Origin of the sequence: Paraflavisolibacter caeni (assembly GCF_025628885.1) — a bacterium.
Lineage (GTDB): Bacteria > Bacteroidota > Bacteroidia > Chitinophagales > Chitinophagaceae > Flavisolibacter > Flavisolibacter caeni.
Map to the genome: position 1 here is coordinate 44,020 of NZ_JAOTIF010000028.1, position 22,894 is coordinate 66,913.

11 protein-coding genes are annotated in these 22,894 nt (G+C 42.9%); all 11 read right to left on the reverse strand.

From position 1 onward, the window contains the following. Position 1: 1 nt before the first annotated feature. Positions 2 to 2,188 carry a glycoside hydrolase family 3 C-terminal domain-containing protein gene (locus OCK74_RS23505; protein ID WP_279299546.1) on the reverse strand — a complete coding sequence of 729 codons (2,187 nt, stop codon included), beginning with the start codon at positions 2,186 to 2,188 and terminating at the stop codon, positions 2 to 4. A 255-nt stretch (positions 2,189 to 2,443) separates the two neighbouring features. Then, the gene (locus OCK74_RS23510; protein WP_279299547.1) at positions 2,444 to 4,771 is read right to left on the reverse strand and encodes an RICIN domain-containing protein; all 2,328 of its coding nucleotides are present in this window, start codon (positions 4,769 to 4,771) and stop codon (positions 2,444 to 2,446) included. A gap of 499 nt (positions 4,772 to 5,270) precedes the next feature. Then, complete coding sequence (locus OCK74_RS23515; protein ID WP_279299548.1) at positions 5,271 to 7,355, reverse strand: beta-galactosidase; 2,085 nt, start codon at positions 7,353 to 7,355, stop codon at positions 5,271 to 5,273. Between the two features lie 2 nt (positions 7,356 to 7,357). Beyond that, positions 7,358 to 9,820, reverse strand: coding sequence for a glycoside hydrolase family 2 TIM barrel-domain containing protein (locus tag OCK74_RS23520; protein ID WP_279299549.1), 2,463 nt, complete (start codon positions 9,818 to 9,820; stop codon positions 7,358 to 7,360). Continuing rightward, the gene (locus OCK74_RS23525) at positions 9,821 to 11,431 is read right to left on the reverse strand and encodes a GH39 family glycosyl hydrolase (protein WP_279299550.1); all 1,611 of its coding nucleotides are present in this window, start codon (positions 11,429 to 11,431) and stop codon (positions 9,821 to 9,823) included. Between the two features lie 90 nt (positions 11,432 to 11,521). Next, complete coding sequence (locus tag OCK74_RS23530; RefSeq protein WP_279299551.1) at positions 11,522 to 12,778, reverse strand: sialate O-acetylesterase; 1,257 nt, start codon at positions 12,776 to 12,778, stop codon at positions 11,522 to 11,524. A gap of 12 nt (positions 12,779 to 12,790) precedes the next feature. Then, on the reverse strand, positions 12,791 to 14,320 hold the full coding sequence (locus tag OCK74_RS23535) for a glycoside hydrolase family 43 protein (RefSeq protein ID WP_279299552.1): 1,530 nt from the start codon (positions 14,318 to 14,320) through the stop codon (positions 12,791 to 12,793). A gap of 395 nt (positions 14,321 to 14,715) precedes the next feature. Beyond that, positions 14,716 to 16,188, reverse strand: a complete 1,473-nt coding sequence (locus OCK74_RS23540; protein ID WP_279299553.1) for a cellulase family glycosylhydrolase — start codon at positions 16,186 to 16,188, stop codon at positions 14,716 to 14,718. A gap of 105 nt (positions 16,189 to 16,293) precedes the next feature. Next, complete coding sequence (locus OCK74_RS23545) at positions 16,294 to 17,814, reverse strand: glycan-binding surface protein (protein WP_279299554.1); 1,521 nt, start codon at positions 17,812 to 17,814, stop codon at positions 16,294 to 16,296. Positions 17,815 to 17,838: 24 nt separating this feature from the next. Continuing rightward, positions 17,839 to 19,413 carry a RagB/SusD family nutrient uptake outer membrane protein gene (locus tag OCK74_RS23550; RefSeq protein WP_279299555.1) on the reverse strand — a complete coding sequence of 525 codons (1,575 nt, stop codon included), beginning with the start codon at positions 19,411 to 19,413 and terminating at the stop codon, positions 17,839 to 17,841. Between the two features lie 14 nt (positions 19,414 to 19,427). Continuing rightward, positions 19,428 to 22,598 (reverse strand): SusC/RagA family TonB-linked outer membrane protein, encoded by a 3,171-nt coding sequence (locus tag OCK74_RS23555; protein ID WP_279299556.1) that lies wholly within the window; start codon positions 22,596 to 22,598, stop codon positions 19,428 to 19,430. Positions 22,599 to 22,894: the final 296 nt, after the last annotated feature.

Genomic DNA, 22,894 nt, shown 5'->3' on the forward strand with positions numbered 1-22,894 from the left:
ATTATTGGACAGTAATTTTCAGTGTCTGAGCAATATTGCCTGAAGAGTTGCCCAATTGCAGGATATAGTCTCCTGCCTCAACATTCCAGTCCTTTTTTGATTCGTCGTAGAAAGCGAGATCAGCAACCTTCACATTTAACGTTACCGTCTTTGTCACTCCAGGTTGGAGAAATACTTTTTCAAAGGCTTTGAGTTCTTTGGCAGGACGCAATACCGTAGCCACGGGATCACTCACATACAACTGGGCGACTTCTGCACCATATCGTGTACCTGTGTTCTTCACGGTAAATTGCACATGGATGACTTCATCTTTTCCATAAGTTGCCTTGTCTGTTGCAAGAGCACCCAACTCAAAACTGGTATAAGAAAGCCCATGTCCGAAGGGGAACTGTGGCGCAATTTTCTTTGTATCAAACCAGCGGTAACCCACTAGGATACCTTCTTCATAGTTTACTTTCAGGTCTCTGCCAGGGAAGTTGCCCAAAGCATGGGCGGGTGATTGTTCCAGGGAAACAGGCAGCGTGAAGGGCATTTTTCCGGAAGGATTCACTTTGCCGCTCAACACATCAGCCACCGCGTTTCCTGCTTCCATGCCCCCATACCATGCCCACACAATGGAAGGCACCCGGTTAACAATACCGCCCAGTTCCACAGGAGAACCGGCAATGATCACAACTACTGTATTTGGATTGACCTTGGCCACCTCGCGGATCAAAGTCTCTTGTCCATAAGGCAACCGCATATGTTGTCTGTCGAATGATTCGGTATCAAAATCGTGGTTCAATCCTGCGAAAATGATGGCGACTTCTGATTTTTTAGCAGCTTCAACCGCTTCATTAATTAACTTCCAATCCACTTTATCGGTGTTGGACTGCCCTGAATTGCTTCCCTCTTTAAAAATGGATTGTTTTTCGTATCCCTGGGCGAAGTTGATCTGAACACTGTTTCCGAATTTCTTCTGGAGCGCTTCCAGCGGCGTTACCTCGTATAAAGCTTTGATTTCTGAGCTCAGACCGCCGTTGCAATGTTTACGGGTAGCATTATCACCAATCACAGCCACCGATTTTAAGGTGTTGAAATTCAGCGGAAGCAGGTTATCGTTATTTTGTAGTAATACGGCCGCTTCAGCAGCAGAATTGTATGCAGCTTGCTGGTGCGCCGGCGTATTCATAACTCCTTTCTCGCGAGACTTGTCGCCCAGAACTTTGGTCTGCATCATCACACGAAGCACATTAGCTACTTTCTCATCTACTACCGACATGGGCACTTTCCCTTCCTCAACTGCCTGAACCAACGGATTGGCAAAATACCATTGATCATAATCCTTAATATCGGTTCCCATTTCCAGGTCCAGGCCCGCCAAAGCGGCCTTGACTGTGCTGTGGGCCGCATCCCAGTCTGTCATCAGTACGCCTTTGAAGCCAAACTCCTTGCGGAGAATCTGGCGGTTGAGGTATTCGTTCTCAGAACACCAGTCACCACGGAACTTATTGTAAGCAGCCATCACCGTCAAGACTCCCCCTTCCACAATGGCTGATTTGAAACCGGGCAAATAAATCTCCCGTAAGGCACGTTCACTCATTAAGACATTTACAGTTCCCCGGTTTTCTTCCTGGTTATTGGCCAGCCAATGCTTCACACTTCCAGCAACGTCTTTTGATTGCAGCGCCTTGATGTATGGAACAGCCATTCTTGAAATCAGAACAGGATCCTCGCTGAGGTATTCGAAGTTTCGACCACACAACGGAGAGCGGATGATGTTAACGCCCGGACCTAATAAAATATCTTTTCTGCGAAAGCGGGCTTCTTCACCTAACACAAGCCCACGCTCATAAGCGAGGGCGGGGTTCCAGCTGGCAGCAAGTGCCGTGCCCGGGGGAAAACAGGTGGCGGAATCATTCGTCCATCCGGAATAACCCCAATCATGCCTGTTTATTTCTGCCCGAACCCCATGCGGTCCATCAGACAACGCCCATTCGGGAATGCCAAGTCTTTTAACCCCCGATACATAAAACTTAGAGTTTGCATGCAGCAGCCCAACCTTTTCCCTGAGCGTCATCTTTTTTATTAAGGAGTGAATTTTTTGCTCCTGGATCGTCTCTTGTGTAATAGCTTTCTGAGCATGAACCGCACCAGTGTTCAGAAATACCAGTGCAAGTAGTTTAATAAGGTTCCTCCTGATCTTCATTATTTGTTTATTTTTTGTAGTTGTATTGAAGCTGTAAAACTATCCTGACGCAGATTGATTGAGGTGCATCATTTGTAAATGATTGAGGTATGAAATGTTTCAACCGGCTTGATTTTAAATAATTTTAACACAAGCAGAAGGCCTATATAACTTTAATGACCACCTCATTATGATCATTGGCTCCAACAAAAAAGCCTTGAGCTTTCAAAGAAAAATTTGAAAGCTCAAGGCTTAAAAGGAATGTAACTTTCTATTCTAGTTCACTTTAATCACCTTAAATGATTTCAACCAGTTCACCCCATGTACCTGAACTACATACATACCTGGTTTCAGGGAAGTTCCCATAGTCATGAAGTTTGAAACTGCTGAATGCTCTATAGTTTCCACCTGCTTGCCCATCATGTCAGAAATTGTAATGCGTAATACATCATCAGGGTTGCCAACTTTAAGACTAAAACTGGATGAGAATGGATTTGGATATAACTCTATCTGAGATTTTGGTTCGCTGGATGATGTAATGTCAGTTGTCTTTTGAATATTTGCCAAAGTGCTTTGGGTATTTGCCAAAGTGTTTATCGTCCAAACCTGATTATTATTACTGCTTTTTTTCCATTGACCTAAATCTGAACCATCGGCTGTTCTACCCAGACCATCTATATATTGCCCGGTAGCACGGTTTTTAAACTTCATGTCAGTGCCTGTAGGTACCTGCAACCATTCCTGGTTCGGACTAGTGCTGGCAACTTTTTGAACTACAACTGCACCATTGTTTGTACTGCCATTGCCATCAAGGTATAAGCTTGAAGCACGGTTTTTAATTTTCACATAACTTCCTACAGACTCTATAACCCATTGCTGTGCCTCACTGCCGCTGTTACTCCACTGACCTGCGTTAGATCCGTCAGTGTTTCTGGACATACCGTCAATCAGCAAACCGGTAGCCTTGTTAGTAATTGTAACATAGGTAACCGGGGCCGGGGTTGTTGTGGCTTTAACCAGCAGAATGGCCGTAGTAGAGAGTGCCGGTACAGTTAGGGTGAGTGAATTTGAATTTACCGCTACTGTGCTTTCTTTCAGTGCATTTTGCGTATGCGATACAAAGGTCTCTGTTGACGGCAATGATGACAACTGCAATGTTTTGTAATTGCCATTGGCAACATTGAAGTTGCTTAAATTGATGGTAGCCGTGCGGGAAGCGCTCATGTCACGATTCACCAGTATCACCGTTAAAGAGTCGGCATTCTCATTTATGGAGGAGTATGCAGATACCGTATTCTCCAAAGAAGAAGTACTTAAAACACTATATTTTTTTGCATTCCTGCTAAAGAGGTGCAATGTTTCCCACATGCCGGTAGCCCAGTTCCATGGTGAAAATAATTCAACGCCATTGTTTGCAAATGTACCCAGATGCGAAGCATAGATAACCGATTCAAGATTTGGATTGCTACTTGACATGGTACCCCATTCACTTACGCCCGCTGTTATGCCATGGTTTGCACCAAAATGTTCGTTCAACCAGCCGTCGATGCGCTTGAAAATATATTGTTTGGTAAGGGAGGGATCCCATCCGCCGGTACTTGTTCTAATACCGTTTGAACCAGGATAATCATAGGTCGTATCATAGTAAATCCGGTGTCCTTGCAGTGCCGCAGCATCATCATTATTATACCAGGGGTAATTGTGAATATCTAATACATCTACCAGTTTGATACCGGTTGCCTTATACTCATCGCCAAGGCGTTTGATGAAATACTCAATCCAGGAATAATACCGGCCATTGATGTATATACTTTCATTTGACCATTTGTACCACTGCCATTCAGAGGTGGCAACAGGTCCACAAAGTTTGATGCCAGGATATAGAGCTATCGCTTTTTTCGCTAATTCTATGTAGCGATCCATGAATGCAGAGGCAGAGATCAACGTTGGCATAGCATAATCATGCGTACCATTCCATATATCTACCTCGTTATCCATATTCCAGTATACGAACTGGTTTTTGTTGAGCCCTAAGCCGCCGGCTCCAAACCAATGGTTCAGGATTCCTACGGAAGAATCGGCTGGCCATGGCTGTGTAAACAAAGTCATGTCTCCATCCACCAAAGCCTTAGTGCCGCCGTTTGGATCAGGTGTACCGCCGCCGGCTAAATTCTGACCGACACCGGACCAATACTGCGATTGGTTGTATGCCCAGTCGTTGAAGTTGTTGTTGGTGTTGGATGCTACTCTGCCTAATAACTGAAAAGCAAACATGCCCTGCATGTCTGGAAAATTGGAAGCAACATTTTGTGCCATGGCATCCCAGTCAACACTGTAAACATTGTTGTACCAATCGGGATGTACCGTAATTTTTTTACGCCAGTTGTAACCTGTTGCATTATTGCCACCGTTCATCCTGGTAAAACGCAAACCTGCGTCTTTATAAAATTGTAACGGCTTGTCAAACCAATCGTTCTTGCCATATATGTATGGTGAAATCAAACGCTTGTTCTGCGTTGCATTTACTGAAATATTTACGTTCTGTGCAAAGGCTGTATAAAGCGTCATATGGCACAACAACAGCAAGATGATTTTTTTAATCATTTCTTTTGTTTTTTTTAAATGTTTGCAATCGGATTATAGTTATTAAATCTCCTGGAAATGAGTGGCCAATTACATTTCCCGGAAATTTCAAAACTCCTGTTTTAGGTAGGATCGTAAGGCAGGTGTGCGCAAAGAACACATCATGTAAAAACCGGATCGCTAAAAAAAACAATCCTGTCTTTTGTCTGGAGGCAGTATGGAGGAGGTGCTGCCCGTAAGGCATTAAAAACGGAGGTACACAAGAAGTGAAGCAGGTACAGTTGGGTTTTCATATGTAGCAATCTTTCGGTTAAAATAATGCAGTAAAGCTATTCCTGTATTGTTTGGAATAAGGGAGTCAAATGTTGCAGACTATGGCATAAAATGTTGCAAAGAGGTGGTTGTCAATAGGGCATAACACTTATATACAGCTGTAAAATGTTATATGATAACCTATTTTAAGGGTATTGTTGTTACTGTTTCAGTGGCCGTTGGCAACTGAAACAGTATGTATTACGGATCACTCACTCCAAACCAATACGCCGGCAGGTTTCAATTCTTTTTCACCAACATGGATCTTAGCTTTAGCTGGTAAATTCATTGTATAATTTTCGGAAGAATAGTTTACAGCAATATTGAAGCCGTCACGCCAGTAGACGTACACTCCTTTCGGATAATCTTCTGTGGTTGCACCTGTTCCTTGATACGTATTTCGCAATACATCTTTTTCAAGTTTCGAATCATCGGTATCCACGCCAATATAGGTTACAGTGCCTTTGCCCACCTTGTGTCTTACCACGGCAGCTTTGCCTTTATAGAACTGGTTATCATAAGTGGCCAATACTTCCGTGTTGTTACCAGGTTCCAGCAAATCAGCCCAATTGTTCCACTTGTAATGTGCTGAATTCATTTGCACATCCCCGTTAGCATAAGCCGAAAGCATATCCGTTGCCCTAATATGAGCCCCGATCAGCCCTGATATTGGAACGGCGGGTTCTGCTTCCCAGAAATGCCCCAGACGATTCTTTGTGGCCGTACGGCAGGTAATAATCAAATGCCCTCCTTTGGTCACATAATGCTCCCATTTCTTCACTAAAGCAGAATCGGCCATTTCGTAAGCAGGCACAATCAAAAATTTGTATTTGGAAAAATCCGCTGATTCAGAGATAATGTCTGTCGGAGCGCCCAGGGATTTTGTCAATTCCATGAACTTAACAGGATAGTTCCAGGCATCCCATTGCCAGGTTTGTTTTTGCCTGTCAATCGTCCAGTAATTTTCGAGGTCCCAAAGGATGGCCGTAGATCTGGCTGCGATTTTTTCCGGCATTTTGACACCTGGCTTATATTGTTTACGCAGTTCTTTTATTTCCTTCATAAACTGCATGTAATCCTCACCTCCCGGCGATGGGGTTACCCCGTCCGTCAGCATAATGCCGGCATGATACTGCTCGGAGCCGTACAAAATCTGGCGGAAACGGTAAGAACATGCCAGTTTGCCACCTGCCGCAAAGGTGTGGTACAGCCACATACGTACAGTACCCGGCATAAGAAGAGGATTGTAACCACCCCAGTTAACCGGGCCTGGTTGTATTTCCATCACCCCCGATACACCACCGACTGATTTGTAATACTCAGAAGCAAACAGGATTGGTTTGCTGTCTCCCAGTCTGAACCCCTGTTCGCCTATGTTGTCGCTGCCACCATTGGGATAGGCTGTATAGGCAGCAAAGTCAAGCTTTTTGGTTCGTCTTGCGTCAGCACCAGGTGAGATGGCTGTGTAGTTGGTGGTAATGTATTGGTCTTCGAAAATATATTTTCGTAATATGCCGGCCTGAATGTCCAGAAAATCGGCCTGGCTATCTGCCAGATACCTTTTAAAATCGAGTAATGCATGGGGGTTATTTCCCCACCATCCTACCAAACTGGTATTAGGGATGATCACCTCCTCGAAGCTATTGAACCACTGGCTCCAAAAAGCTGCTCCCCAAGCCAGATTCAAAGCATCAACAGTTTTATACTTGTTCTTTAACCACGCTCTGAAAGCTTCCTGTGATGAAGGACTATAATCAGGGATTGCCGGCGGCTCATTATCGATTTGCCAGCCTGTCACATGTTCATTTTGCCCGTATCGTTTTGCTATTTCCGTTACGATCCTTTCAACAAACATGCGGTATTTGGGGTTTGTGATAGAACCTAAGCCTCGTGTACCATTTTCACCACGGATATAATTGCCGTCCATTCTATAGGTTTCGGGATAGTTCACACGCATCCATGCCGGAGGAGTGGCCGAAGGCGTACACATCACAACCTTCAGGTTATATTTAATACAGAGGTTCACAACTTTGTCCAACCAGGCAAAATCATACTTTCCTTCTATGGGTTCCATTTTAAACCAGGCAAATTCGGCCAGGTGTACAAACTCAAAACCCATGTTGCTTATCTTCTTAATATCCCGTTCCCACTGATTTTCATTCCAATGTTCGGGATAATAATAAATACCTGTTGTGATCAATTCCTTTTCAGGAAAAAACCGGTTGAATGCCTGAGATCTTGCTGTGAACCCTGTAAACATCAGAATTGCACAGAGTACTGATATCCTGATCATCGCTATCTATTTGTAATTTTTCCGGGAATTGTTTTGATGTTTAATGTGGCCTCAGATAACGCTGGTGATGTAACTGTCAGTTTAATATCACCTGTACTGTGGGTACTTTTAATTACGACCAATGCACGTCCGCGCCATGCTTTTCTTGTATTGCCAACATATTGGTCATGATCTTTCAAATCAGCATTATCTACGCCTGCAATCACACCAGGTCCATCAATTTTAAAATGAAGGCGGTTTGCTGCATTCGGTTGAAAGATGCCGTCCTTGTCAGTTATTTCAACTATAACATAAGAAAGATCTGATCCATTGGCTGATATTTCTTTCCGGTCGGCAGTCAGTTCTATTTTTGCAGCGTCGCCGGAAGTTTGCAGTATGGTTGATTCAATTTCCTTGTCATTTTGAACACCAACCGCTTTGAGTTGCCCGGGCGAATAGGGTACTGTAAATGTAGCTTTATATTCCTGCTCTTCGGTGGTTGCCTTTTCACCAATAAGTTTATTATCCAGGTAAAGTCTGGTTTTGGGATATTTTGAATACACTTCTACCTGGATCGTCTTCCCTTCAAATCCGGGCCAGGTCCAACTATCCCAGGTGGGCCAAACCGACCACCATGTTTCTTTGATTTCAAGAGGGTCTGGTTCGGGTTCGCGAACAGCCATATAAAGCTTCTCTGTATTGTTATACAGCAGGCTTCTGTAATGTGATATAGGCTTTCTCCAGCCAATCAAATCAATATCGCCACAGTATGCCCCATGCCAGGGAAAAAAATCATGCTCCCAATGCTGTCCTGGTACATCACCCGAATAATACCAACGGCCGATCCCTGATTCACCCAAATAATCCATAGCTGTCCACACAAAATCTCCAATTACATAACTATTGTTTTGTACCAGCTTCCAGTTAGCAAAAGCATCCCTCGGGTAGGATTCTGTGTGAACAATGATCCGCGAAGGCACCCGCTTATGGTCATCTGGTGCGCTATGCAAATGATAATTATAACCAGCGACATCATGGGCAGCGAAGAGCGGATCAAAAACGGACCAATCCTTATCGTTCACTACAACAGCCGATGTGATGGGACGTGTTGTATCTAATTCCTGTATAGCTTTTGCAAGCATTGTAGCGGTCTGCACAGCCTCCGGACTTCCGCGCTCTACTATTTCATTGCCGATGCTCCACATTACAATAGATGGATGATTGCGGTCGCGCAAAACCATAGTTTCTAAATCTCGCTTCCAATAGCTGTCAAAATACTTAGCATAGTCGTTATTGTTTTTACCGATTTTCCAGCAATCAAACGATTCATCCATGACCAGCAGGCCTAATCTGTCACATGCATTTAAAAAAGTTTCAGAAGGAGGATTGTGTGAAGTCCTTACCGCATTGAACCCGGCAGTTTTAAGCAACTCCACCTTGCGTTCCTCGGCACGATCAAAAGCAGCTGCACCCAAACAACCATTATCGTGATGCACACAGCCTCCGTTTATTTTTACTGCTTTTCCGTTTAGTTGAAAACCATTTTCCACAGTAAATTTTATAGAACGTATACCAAAATTGGTTTTAGTTTCGTCAATTACCTGATTATCTCTTAGTATCTGTGTCCGGGCCAGGTATAAATTAGGCGTTTCCGGTGTCCATAATACAGGATTCGACACGTTGATTACCTGCGTAACTTCTTTTACGCTGTTGGCAGGTAATGCTACCCTGGTTTGGTTGTCTACGACCTTTTTAGAATTTCCATTTGGTATCAGGGTTTTAAGTATAATGTTTTGAGGAAACCCTGTTTCGTTCTTTACTAATGTCTTTATTTGAACCGTAGCCCTTTTTGAAGACACATCAGGGGTTGTAATGGATACGCCCCAATTAGCTACATGTACAGGGTCAGTAACCGTCATCCATACGTGGCGATAGATGCCGGAACCACTATACCACCGGCTGTTCATCTGTTGGGAATTATCCACCCTTAGAGCTATGACATTTTCATTGTTAAAATCCAAAAAAGGCGAGATATTATAACTAAATGATGAATAGCCATATGGATAAACACCCAGGGATTTTCCATTGATAAATACTTCAGCGTTCATGTAAACGCCTTCGAAATATATGGAAACATTCTTGTCCTTCCATTTATTGGGGGCTCTGAAAGTTTTCCGGTACCAGCCAGTACCTGCAGGAAAGTAACCGCCGCCATTCCCTGTTGGATTTTTAGGATGTATTTTGCCTTCAATACTCCAGTCGTGCGGCAAATCAAGGTTACGCCAACTCTTATCATTAAAATCCTTTGATCTGGCAGCAGCGGTATCTCCCAAAAAGAATTTCCAATTAGAATCAAATAACTGCTTTCGTTCAGTGTTTGCATGATCTTGAGCACTGCTAAAAATACTACAAGCCAAAAGCAGGAAGGCAGTTATAGATATTGTTCTAATAAATAAATGATGGTTGTTTGAACTAGTATGTATCATTTACAATTTGATAATATTCAAAAAGAAAACATCATTTTCACGAAGCTCCAGTTCTTTAATAACAGGTACTCTATTTTTTATAGTAATGATCTCTTTTGCAACGGGTGAACCATCGTTTTGCTTTTTAATCTGTTCCACCTGCTGTTTTGTGAGCTGTTGGGGCCGGCCCAAATCAATATAGCTTGTGTACGCATCATTGTTGCGGTAACCTACTTTATAAACTTCAAGAGCATAAATGCCATCAGGCACTCCGGTTATGTTGATCTTTAATTTTCCTTTCGATTTTGAAGGCAGATCCTGTATATAATATTTCTGATTGTGAACAGAATCACCGGGATGTGTGTTGGTGAAATCCCAAACCAATGCCTGGATGTTTCCGGATGAATCTTTGCAAATCCAGGAAGCGGAATCTTTATTTGCTAATTCGATATTTCCCAACCGGTTCATAAACTGGTAGGAGTAGAATACCGGCTTGTTGATACCCTGGGTGTTCAGCATGCCGAAGCCTCCGTGAAAAGGTTCAAAACGAGGACCCGGTTCTTCAAATATATCTGTGAATACCCAATACGACATGGAGTTGGCCGCATTACCCACCTGTTTCAATTTTTGCAGCACATAGGAAGCTTCGTGATAACTGTCATGAATCGGATCTGCGGGTGTATAGGATGCACTCCATTCAGTGTAATGCAATTCTAAATTTGGCATTGGTGAAGCCGCAATTTCTTTTCGTGATTGGAGCACATCACCGCTAACAGCAAATTCTTCTTTTGCGAGCACCGTTCCTCCTTGTCCGTATTCATCCAAAAATCCTTGCTTTACCCCATAGGCATGTGTGCTGATAAAATCAATAGGCACATTATTCTTTTGGCAATAATCAATCATCTCAGTTTCCCATGCTGCACCTGCGGTACCCGGCCCACCCACACGATATTCCTTGTTCACACTTTTAACGGCTTGTGCTGCGTATTTATAAAGCTTAAAATAATCTTGTTGTGTTCCTGTCCAAAAACCAGGTGAAAGGTTAGGCTCGTTCCACACTTCAAAATACCAGGTCTTTACTTCGTCTGCACCATAACGTTCGGTAAAATGTTCGGTAAGATTTTTGATCAGGGCGCCCCATTTTTCGTAATCCTTAGGAGGGGTTACATTACCTTTCCACCAAAAAATAGTTTGATTACCGCTTGCCAATGACCAGGGCATGAATCCCAGTTCAACAAAGGGTTTCATCCCGATGCTTTGCAAAAAATCAAACAGGGCATCCACGTACATGTAATTGTATACAGGATTTCCTTTGCTGTCTTCTTTGTAAACAGCCATGTCATCTGTCAGCAAACCATGCATGCGGATGTATTTGAAGCCGCATTCTTTTTTTACATAAGCCAATTGCTGTTGCCAGTCTGCTCTTAATCCTTCATTGGCCCTGCCGGCACCTACACACTCCTTAAACATGGTATTCAATGGGCCTGCAGTTTTACTGAAGTCAGCATTGATCACTCGCTCGTGAACAGCCTTGTTTTGTTTTGAAGTTCGACTTTGCTTAGAAGTCTGAGCAAATAATGTTGTTGAAATGGAAAAAGGCAGGATCGCAACTAACGTAAAGATTTTTTTCATCCTATTTATTCTTTAAAACAAATATTATTGTTAAATTTTTTTTTCTTAATCTAAAAATGAAGTAGGTAATAGCCGACACGGAAATACTAATCACACAAACTCCAATTGCTGCAATTCATAAATTCTTACGACCGCATCTTTAGAAATTTCCGGAAGAAGAATCATAAACCTTCCCATACTGGCCGGATTAGGATACAGGCTAATAGCATCCTCGATGGATCCTGTAGCGGCTAATGTCACGGTGACGGTAAAGGTCTGCGTGCTTTGACATCCTCCGCTATTGGTGTAGGTGGCCACATAGTTCCCTGCATGGCTGGCCTGGATATTTGTAATGAGTACTTCCATTGTAGTTGCAGAGAAATTATTCGGACCGGACCAGGACCACGATCCTCCTGTTGCAGGTTGGGGGCCAAACTTCACTGAATCACCTTGTGCTACTGAAGCATTGGCTGTCTGCTGCCAGGCTCCGCCATTAAGCTGTACGTTCGGCGTGATGGCAGTTGGCGTACAGGCAATAGTGTCCGGCCTCAACAGTTCAATCATTTTTTGTGCATAACGCTTTCCAAACTCTCTGTACGAGGCAGAACTAAAATGTGCTCCATCAGCTCCCAGGAGACCAGCAGATGAAATAACATGTGCATTGGTGATCAGCGACGGAAGCTTATTTACTTCCACATTGTGAGAACCACAACACGCATCCTTTGAAGCCAGCAGCTCACCTGCCAGGAAAGGTACATCGCCCAATTGAAGATCTGTCTTGAGGTTCTTTACCACATTTGCAACTTTGTTTTTCCACTCAGGATTGTTGGTGTTGGTTTCGCCCTGGTGGAACAGAATTCCTTTAATCACCCCTTCTTTTTGGGCAAGTTTCGCCACTTCTACCAGTCGGCCATAAGGATTACCACCATACGAGTTGATGATATCTTTCATCCATTGGGGCGCTGAGGCTACGTAGGAAGCGTAGTTGACTTTATCAAACAGACCTATGTCACACCCAGGAACTGCCACGGGCACTATGCCAATTTTAATTCCCGAGGGCAGTTCCTGGACCATGGTTCTGCCAAAGTAGTCCGAAATGCCGAGTCCAGTCCTGCAACGCACCAGGGGCGGGATGGCTGTTGTCCATTTTCCCAGCTGATGGGTGCGATCGTCAGTACAATTGACGGCACTCATTACTTTAAAACGTGCATCTACCCCAACTTTATCCTGGCTTTCAATTGCACCGGCGCCATCCATGTTCGATTGCCCAAATGCCAGGTAAATGTGAAAGTTAGGATCTTGTGCATGTGTAATCGCGGGATTGACCATCCAAAAAAGGACAAACAAAAATGAGAAGTAAGTTTTCATAACCTAAAAGAATTAATAAATGAATTTCCATTCATCAAACAGAAAATCCTTTCCATTAAATACAAAATAGATATTCGCCACTCCTTTATCTATTGTCCGTTCTATTTTCTTTGACAGAGTAGCCCATTCGTTCCCATCACATATAAGCGAAACAAGAGCTGGCCCTTTAAGACTATTTACATAAACATCTATTCTACCTTTTCCTTTCACCCTGGCTTCAAATTTTGCAGGAATCTGTTGGCTAAAATCGGCTCCACGCACCATGAGACATTGTTTATCTACTTTTCCTTTGGCCACCATATTGCCTGGATTACCAACCGCTTCGAACTGGACTTGCCCGGAAGTCCCCGCGGTGGTTTCTGCTTGCTGGAGAACGAATGGATTTAATGGGTTAAGTTGTGAAGTACCTTTAAAAGTTGCTTTGCCCATGTAAATATTCACATCCTTTTCATCCACCTGCACTTCATCGATACCTACATTACGAAAACCACCCTTAGTGCCAAAATAATCCTGTAAATACATGGCATGGTAAGCAATATAATATTTCCCTTTAAACTTGAAGAGGTGAGTGTGATTATTTGTATAAGGCCCAATATTATAATCACCAGGATTCTTAAGGTAATTATCGCGATACTTCCAACTATTCTGATCTAAGGGTGTTTTGCTGGTCATATAACACATACTGCATTGGGTTGGTTTGTCAACACCATAAGGCCATTCCGTACGAGGGTCCCAACTTGTATTATAGGTATAAACCCAGGTCCCATCGATAAAATTAAGGTCGCTTGCCTCAAAAAAATAGGGAGCAGGTATCTTGGCAACATTGCTCGCCAGGCTCTTCATATCTGTTCCTAACTTCACGATCCGGGAGTTATCCGGCAAATATTTTGTTTTAGGCGTTCCACCTCCAAAAGCCAGCCAGGCTGTACCTTGACCGTCGATAACAACTCCAGGATCGAATGGAGATTCGCAATCTACCCCGGGAACAGAACGGTCGACTAAGTTTTTTCCTAATGGATCACTCCACGGGCCAACTGGTGATGTGGAAGTAAGCATGGCTGTACCTACGCCACTATTGGAGTAATACAAATAGAAGTGCGTCTTACCATCTGCTTCCAGCCGGGATGCAATAGAAGGCGCCCATGAATTAAGAGTCCATGGTGAGAGTTTTGCGGTATTGATAATCCCATGATACGTCCAGTTCACCATATCATCGGTAGACATCATGACTAGTGAACGGATAAACCCGTAATGATTTTTCCCATCTTTTCCTACATTTTCATACTGTTGATAATCATTGGTAGCATACACATAGATCCTTCCATTGTGTTCTATAGCCGTTGGGTCGGCTGTAAACATAAAATCTAATAAAGGATTCGCATTATTGGAGGTGAGCTTCGGCGAAACGTTCGCGAATTTTGCTTCCAGGTCTTCATTAATCTCTTTCGGTTCATCCGCATTAACCTGAGCTGTTGTGTTTTTCGTGCATCCCAGAAGAGACATAGCAACCATTGCACTTACCAGCACTTTTTGTCTAAACATACTTTTATTTACTTTAATTCTCCCAGTCAATTTTAGAATTCGTGATCAAACGAAAATCATCGCATGTGAATAATCCGTTTTCTCTGGTTCCGTAAAATAATATGTTACTGTTTTAGGGATCTACGGCCAGGCATTTTGCGGATCCTGCGCCAAAGCTTCCACGCCAATAAATCCATTTTCCGACTCGTTAATCCACACCAGCAGCTGAACCCATTTATTGTTCGCGGCATCCCAGCGGTAAGCCCCGCCTACATCCGTGCAGCAATACCGATCGCCGGATGTTCGCCCCGGCCAATTTTCACGCAGTGAAAAGAGAACGCAGAGAAAATTCTCTCTGCGTCTCTGCGTAAACTCATTCCATAAAAAGTTTTATCTCTCGAATTTGTTGATTATTCTTAATTACCACCGGCTATAAGAGCATCAATCGTGCGTTGATCTTTTACGGTATTGTTTTGTCTGTCCAAAGCGCCGCCTGTATCCCACCAGAAAGGTTTTATGCCACGGGCCAAAGCTTCTTTAGTAGTAAAGGTTATCCAATAATCCACAGAGGCGTTATGCAAGGCCAGATCTTTGGGAACATTAGCGGAACCATTACGCCTGTAAGCGCCGTACTCACCCATAATAACCGGAATTCCTTTATCAACAAATTTTGTTTTCATCTTGTTGTAGTCAGCAATATGAGCGTCTTCTTCTCCGTACGTAGCATTACGTTCAGGTTCAATGGTTGAATGATACCCATTGCCCCAGTAGTAAGCCATTTTACCCCAGCTCACGTCTTCGTTCAGGAAACAAAACTGTGATGGCAAATAGTTATGCACTTCAACCATCAGGCGGTTGGCCGTCGGGTCTTTAGGAAGTGTGTTCATCAGGTCATATGTCAATGAAGAATTTGTATTTGGTCCTTGAACAATAAGAACGCGGTGGCTGTTTCTTCCACCTGTAGAACGAACAGCATTAACGCACGTCTGGTGGTATGATGCTAAGACTGCCATCTTCTCGGCATTATCAGCATTCGGTTCATTGGCGCTGGCAAACATGAGATGTTCGTCAAAATCACGCATAGCAGTTGCTATTTGCTCCCATAATGCTTTTTGTTTAGCATTGACAGAATCTTGCTTTGCTTTAGTGATGTTATTTTCCAGCCAGCCACCATCCCAGTGAATATTCAGCATCACATACAGGCCGTTATTCACACAATAACCAACAACTTCTTTTACCCTGTTCATCCAATCCGGATTTATGTGTGCAGTGGCTTTGTTATCAAGGTGAATATCCCATGCACAGGGTATGCGAATAGCAGTAAAACCTAATTGCTTTACAGCTTTTACATACGATTCGGTTATTTGAGGATTGCCCCAGCTTGTTTCTCCGCCGGTAGCTTCCAAGGTATTACCAATGTTCCATCCCAATTTGAATTTGGCAGCCAATTGAACAGCCGTGCTCATTCCTGTTGAATCAGGTGCTTTGGGGGATGTGTTGTAAGATGGATAGATCGTAGCTGGTTGCTTAACCGTAACTCTTCTTGCCTGCCCGTTCGAAGAGTTTACTGACAATATTGTAGAACGCGTAGTACCGGTTCCATTAGACGTTGCAGTTAACTGGATGGTACTGCTACCGCTATTGCCTGATGTTTTGCTTACTTGTAACCATGCTGAAGCAGCGTTGCTGATCGTCCATTGTGCATTTCCGTTAATTGTCAGGTCTGCTTTTCCACCTTCTGCAGGAAGAATAATTTCCGATGCAGAAGTAGAGAGTTCGGGAGTAACGGCATCATTCTTTTTTTTACAGCCGGTAAATACCAGTACTGCAAAAAGAAATCTGATCATTGTAGAAATCCTGGCATTTTTCATCCTTTTTTTTGTTTTCATAGTTTAAAAATCCTTTTGTTGATTAAGAGACCTGAAGGGATGGCCATTTTCATTGACCATCCCCAGGTCATCCTTTGCTCGCGTGAGAAACATCAATTTTGACTGCTATTTTATTTTTACTACTCGCACATTATCGAATGCACCATAAAAACCGGTTTTAGTTGCTGCCGTACCGTAATTATGCAGGTAAATCATGAGACTTGTTTTACCTGTACTTCCTATTAAATTAGCTAAGCTAGAAACCGAAGCACCTTTGCCCTCGCCCAGCGTTGGGTCTGCGGCACGGAAAGAAGACAAAGGAATAGTTACTGTTTGCCAACCTTTGGTCGAATAAGCTGCCGTTCCTGAAGCAGAAATTTGCCAGGGTTCATAGCGAGCTATATAGTTACTGGCAAAGCCGCTGACCAAGTTAAGCGTAGCGCCATTCCATGGACGGGCCACACTTATTTCAAATTTAATTGCCCAATTACCAACAGGGTCAGAAAGATTGGCTGCCGGCATCCATTGATTTTCGCCCATGTAAAACTGATAAGGGTTACCCCAACCTCCTGAGTTCCCATCACCAGCTTTCATGCTAGCTTTATCCATAAAAACAAACATACTGCTGTTTGAGCCCAATACTCCATCAAAGTCTGTTTTTACGGGAATCCAACCTCCATTATTTGCTGCATTATTTACAGCCAATGATGGACCAGCACCATCCCAGTTCCAACCAAAATAATTACCCCACTCTATATTCGCTAAAACACCGGTATTGCTTGATCGTGTATTTACATTATAAACAGTAGTTGCAGTACCGAATTGGGTGGTAATTGATACAGGCGCACTTGTTGAAAGGGAAGGCATTTTAAAACCAACAGAACTACCATCGGCGGATGATTGAAAAGAAGTGATGTCTGCTCCGCTAAAACTGAACGATTGAATACCTTTCAGGTAGGTACCGTAAACATACACCGAATCGCCAGCGGCTGCATTTTCGTTGGAAACACCGGTAATTGTGGGTGTCGCTACTATTTTGAAATCCACTGACCCCCCTTTTGTGGTTAGCAATACATGGTCAGTAGGTTGTTGTGCCGGCATAAGAAAACCTAGAGAAGTTCCATCAAAGTTTGATTTGAACGATGTTATGGAAGTGCCCGCATAAGAAAGACTCTCAACCAACACCAGGTCTGTACCATATAAAAAAACAGAATCTCCCGGATTGGCAAATACATCGGAAATGGCGGTAATAATTGGCGCACCAGGTCCTAATTTAAAAGCAAAGGTAGTGGAGCCGCCCGTTGTTGTATACTCTATCGTATACAGTTTGGTGGTATCAATTGATGAAAACATTATGGTCGGTATTTGCACTACTGCACTGTTCTGAGAAAACAAAGTGCCGTTAAAAGAAGCAGTTACACCATTAAATTTTATTTGAACTGCATTTTGCAAATTCTGGCCTGAAATAACCACCCATTGACCATCTGCTTCAAGGCTATTAAGAACGGTGTCATTCGGGCTAGCTTCATAACTCCTGATCTCAGAAATAACAGGAGGCATTTCAACAGTTTTTTTACAAGCCGATAATAATGCCACTATCATTATGAAAAGCGACAAATACAAGCGGTGATTTAATATTTTCTTCATAAATGTATATTATAACGTTATGGATTAATAATAGGGAACAGGCGGCTCAGCCAGGTTAGGATCGGCAGCCAGTTCGGCTGCAGGTATTTGCAATGTAAAGGATTCAATAGTAGCTGGTAGTACAGCTGTTCCAATAGGATCATCCGGAGTAGCTACTCCATTCTCATATTTGAATGTTACCCGCTGTTGGTCGTTGACCATCTTCACTGCTTTGGTGGGATTCCAGTAAGAAAGACGCACCAGGTCCAACCAGTATTGTCCTTCGAAAGCAAATTCAATTCTTCTTTCTTTAAGAATATCGTCCATGTTTATTGTTGTAAGCTCATCAACCCCCGCCCTTTTTCTCACTTCATTAAAATATTTCAGAGCCTCGGCATCGGAGGTACTTCCATTGTTTCCCAGAATAGCTTCAGCATAAATCAGATAAACATCTGCAAGACGAAGCAGTGCATCATGTTCAATAGATGCGGTAAATGTCATAGAGGGTGAATTGTTATCCTTTTCATTGCCGATAATATGCTTCTTCATACTTTGGCCAGTAGCCTTGTATCCACCTCCTGCTGCATTCAATTCAGGATAAAAGTCTCCATTTAGTGTAAATGAAGCTTTTCTTCTTACGCTATCCTTTGCATCATAATTCAGATACAAATCATAAGTAGGCGACAAAGAAAGCCACGCACCATTTTTTTGCGGGTTAATATCACTTGAGGGCGAATACGTGAGCAACAAATTGCCTTCTTGCCAACCAATGCTTGGGCCAGTAGCCCACTGAAGTGCAAATAATGCTTCCTCGTTATCATTGTATTGAGACTGGAACAGGTTATAATAATTATCCAACAACTTCAAACCACTCTGATTACAAACATTTCCTGCAAAATGTTTGGCGCTGTCTAAATACTTCTGATCACGTGTTCCATTGCCTCCCAGACCGGCCATAGTCAGGTAAACTTTTGCCAGCATGCCTTGAGCCGACCAGGTTGTAACTCTTCCTCTTTCGTCTGTGCGTGGTAAGCTTTTAACAGCAAAACTTAAATCATTCGCAATAAACTTATAAACATCAGCAACAACGTGACGTTTTACCAACGGGTCTTGAATAAGCTTGCTGTTATCTTCAATAATGGGCACTGCACCCCACAAACTAGCCAGATAATAATAAGCCATTCCGCGAATAAATTTTGCCTCTCCTATAGCCGCATTTTTATCCGCCTCACTAATGGATTTATCCGCCTTTTGTTCTATGGAGTTAATAACACCATTGCATTGGCCAATCAAAATGTATAGCCCTTTCCATCCACCATTTAATACACTATTCCCGGCAGTAACGGTGCGTGTATAAAGCTGCACCCAATCACCGTTCCATTGACGGTTGCAGTTTCCGCTTAATATATCTCCCAATGGCAAAAAGGCTTCGTGATGCCATATACCCCAGGGAGAACCACCATAAAGATTAGCGGTGGCTAACCTTAAATCTGATGTGGTTTTATAAAAGTTATCCGCACTTATTTGCGATTGCGAAGGCCGGTCAAGAAAGCTTTTCTTGCACGCTAAACAGGAGACAGCAACAAGCGCAATCAGTATAATCTTATTAATATGTTTCATGATCTCAAACTTTTTTATTTAGTTAAATTCAGGTTCGCTCCGAATGTAAATGTTCGTGGCTGAGGATAATATCCTCCGTCCCAGCCTGCCTGTAATGGATTCCAGGAGCCGACTTCAGGGTCCATACCTGAATAATTTGTTATGGTGAAAGCGTTTGTAACAGTTGCATAAACCCGGAGTGCATGTATATGTGCTTTGGATAATAACCGTTCAGGAAGCCTGTACCCCAGTGTAATGTTTTTGCACCTGATAAACGAACCATCTTCAATAAACAAGTCGGATGGGCGAAGATTTTCGGCCGTATTATCATTTCGCAAGCCGGTTATTTTTGTGTTGGGATTGGTCACGTAGGCATTTTTTACATCATCACGGGCTCCATTGGGATCGAGATACTCAATCCTGGCATAGTCTAAAACAGACTTGAAATAATTGGTATTATTCCGGGGATAGGTTTGCGAAATCGTCAACTGGTTGAACACTTTGTTTCCATAGCTTCCGCTAAGAAAAATGTTCAGGTCAAAATCTTTATAAGTAAAGGAGTTGTTGAAACCAAACTGAAACTTGGGTAAAGGAGATCCCAAAAACGTTTGGTCTCTTGCGTCAATGACACTATCTCCATTCAGGTCCTTGTATCTTCTATCACCATACCATATTCCACCACCATTAGGCGAAACAGTATAAGGCTTGCCGCTTTGGTCAACAGGCAGAAATGTAAAATCCTCAGGCTTTGCATAAACGCCATCGAATTGATAACCATAGAACGAACCGATGGACTGGCCTACCACTGTTTTTGCAAAAACATAGTTATTATAGGATTGGGATAAATTGGCTCCTGCATCACCTTTGCCTAAACTGATTACTTTATTTACGTTGTGTGAAACAGTAAAGTCGGTTCTCCAGGTCATATTTTTATTCCTGATATTGGTAGAGCTGATCCTGAAATCATATCCTTTATTGCTCATAGCACCAATATTGGCAATTGGCGCTTGCATAGCTCCGGGCGCCCAGCCTGTTGTGGTTCCGGATAACAAAGGCAAAGGCAGGCTCAACAACAGCCCGTCTGTTTGACGATCATAAATGTCAAAAGAAAAACTGAGTCTCCAGTTTAAAAATGTTCCATCAATCCCGGCATTGGAATATTTTGTTTTTTCCCATCTTATATCACGATTTGCCAGGTTTGATTGAAACTGCGCCGTGCCTGATAAACCATTATTTACAGTAGTAAGCATTGTTACAAACCTATTACCGGGTATGCCCTGGTTATTGGTAACACCGTAACCCAAACGCAGTTTTAAGTCGTTAACAAACTTTACATCTTTCAGAAACACTTCATTATTTAATCTCCATGCTAATGCGGCAGAGGAAGTAGTCACCCATTTGTTTCCGGGTGCAAAATTGGACGAACCATCACTGCGAACATTACCCGTTAACAAATACCTCTCGTTCCAGCCAAGATTCACACGGCCGAAATAGGATTCCTGGGCTGGTCCTGAACTTATTGAACCAGTGTTCGCAGCCGTATTGGCATCGCCACTGCTAACAGACGTCACATTATCAGAAGGGAAATTTTTTCTTGATGCCGACACACTTTCAGAAGTGTTTAGTTGTGATTCGTGCCCGGCTAATGCATTTACATTATACTTTCCAAACAAGCGGTTATAGGTAAAATAACTGCGAACCACAGTGTATGCACTCTCCGAGGAAGAAGCAGATGAAGAATTGACAGTATTTTTAGCCCTGCCAAAATCATATGTAGGGTTGAAAGTTTTTTGGTTGCTAAAATCAAAATTCCCCGACGCCTCATTCCTCCATGATAAATCCTTGGAAAACTGGATCTCGGCATACACATTTCCAAATAACTGGTTTCTTTTCCTGATATTCGTATTCAAAAGCGCAAGTCCAACAGGATTGGGAATAGGCACAACCCAACCGGCATCATTGGTGACACCACCCCAACTGCCATCCAAATTTCTTACAGCAACATCAGGTGTTAAACTCAGAGCATTAGAAATAACGCTTGAAGTAGTTGAATTAACATTCTCGTTAACATGTGCCAATTGAAGGCTGGTTCCGATCTTCAGCCAATCAGTTGTTTTATTATCTAAATTCAAACGAACCGAATACCTTTTGAAATCAGAACCAAGCGCAATGCCTTCCTGGTTGAAATAAGAAGTAGACAATAAATATTTGGTGCGGGCATCACCACCATTAACTGTAATGGAATGATTTTGCATTGGGGCGTTACGGAATAGTTCTGACTGCCAATCCGTACCCATTCCCAAATATTTGGGGTTTGCAAATTCCGGCCTGGCATCGAACCCCCACACAACGGCACGGTCGTTCAACAGCGTAGCGAGTTCCTGCAAATTAACGGTAGGAAGCTTTTTGGGTATTTGCTGGTAACCATAACTGCCATCGTACGAAATTGACGGAGCTGCAACCAAACCCCTTTTCGTAGTAATTACAATTACGCCATTGGTTGCCTGTGAACCATAAATAGCAGTTGCCGAAGCATCTTTTAATACGTCAATACTTTCAATTTCAGAAGGGTTGATGGTATTCAATGGATTGGAACCACTACCAGGATCACCTGGAGGTGGGATAATCACACCATCTATCACATACAATGGCGAATTATTTCCGGTGATTGAGGATACGCCACGAACCTGGATAGCTACACCGCCTCCGGGTTGACCGGAAACCTGCTGTACCATAACACCGGCAACCTTGCCCTGCAAGGCCTGGTCAATAGTAGTAGGAACAGCTCTGCGAAGCTCCTCACCTGTAATGGAGGAAATGGACCCCGTAACGTCTTTCCTTTTTGTTTTACCATAACCAATTACCACCACATCATCCAACTGCGAACTGCTTTCAGTCAGTTTCACCTGAATGATGTTACTTTTACCAACAACCACTTCCTGTTTCACATAACCTACCATGGTAATTACCAGTACATCGCCGGTCGACGCGTTGATAGTAAACCTCCCGGCTTCATCAGCCACTGTGGAGTGATTGGATTTTTTAACAGTAATGGTAGCTCCCGGAGCCGGAGCGGAGGTACGCTCATTAATAATTGTACCATTAAGTTTTGCTGTTTGAGCAAAAGCATTGGTGCTTACGAGGGATACTAAGAAAATACCCCATAGCAGCAATAATCGCAAGCGAGTCGTTTTGTTTGATTTCATAACTATTTGTATTTAACTTGAATACATTTTGAATAATGAGTGCCGCGCAGGCAATCATTCTTAAGTGTGTTGGAGTTTCGGACAGAATGAAAAGCTTGAACCTGCTTTTATAAGCAAAGTCGTTTTTTTATAAAAGAAACGAGCAATAACAATAAAGTAGGTAAGAACATTCCTGGTGGGTGAATAAATGTGGGCGTCGCCAATTAGGCGTTAATAACGTGGGGAATCGAATTTTCATTTACAGCAATCTTTTGGTTGAAATAATGCTGTAAAACTACTCCTGTGCTGTTGGAAAC

Bases quoted from the DNA above. Each gene is read 5' to 3' on its own strand.
- OCK74_RS23505 (WP_279299546.1), bottom strand. From the start codon at position 2,188: ATGAAGATCAGGAGGAACCTTATTAAACTACTTGCACTGGTATTTCTG.
- OCK74_RS23510 (WP_279299547.1), bottom strand. From the start codon at position 4,771: ATGATTAAAAAAATCATCTTGCTGTTGTTGTGCCATATGACGCTTTAT.
- OCK74_RS23545 (WP_279299554.1), bottom strand. From the start codon at position 17,814: ATGAAGAAAATATTAAATCACCGCTTGTATTTGTCGCTTTTCATAATG.
- OCK74_RS23535 (WP_279299552.1), bottom strand. From the start codon at position 14,320: ATGTTTAGACAAAAAGTGCTGGTAAGTGCAATGGTTGCTATGTCTCTT.
- OCK74_RS23520 (WP_279299549.1), bottom strand. From the start codon at position 9,820: ATGATACATACTAGTTCAAACAACCATCATTTATTTATTAGAACAATA.
- OCK74_RS23525 (WP_279299550.1), bottom strand. From the start codon at position 11,431: ATGAAAAAAATCTTTACGTTAGTTGCGATCCTGCCTTTTTCCATTTCA.
- OCK74_RS23515 (WP_279299548.1), bottom strand. From the start codon at position 7,355: ATGATCAGGATATCAGTACTCTGTGCAATTCTGATGTTTACAGGGTTC.
- OCK74_RS23530 (WP_279299551.1), bottom strand. From the start codon at position 12,778: ATGAAAACTTACTTCTCATTTTTGTTTGTCCTTTTTTGGATGGTCAAT.
- OCK74_RS23550 (WP_279299555.1), bottom strand. From the start codon at position 19,413: ATGAAACATATTAATAAGATTATACTGATTGCGCTTGTTGCTGTCTCC.
- OCK74_RS23540 (WP_279299553.1), bottom strand. From the start codon at position 16,188: ATGAAAACAAAAAAAAGGATGAAAAATGCCAGGATTTCTACAATGATC.
- OCK74_RS23555 (WP_279299556.1), bottom strand. From the start codon at position 22,598: ATGAAATCAAACAAAACGACTCGCTTGCGATTATTGCTGCTATGGGGT.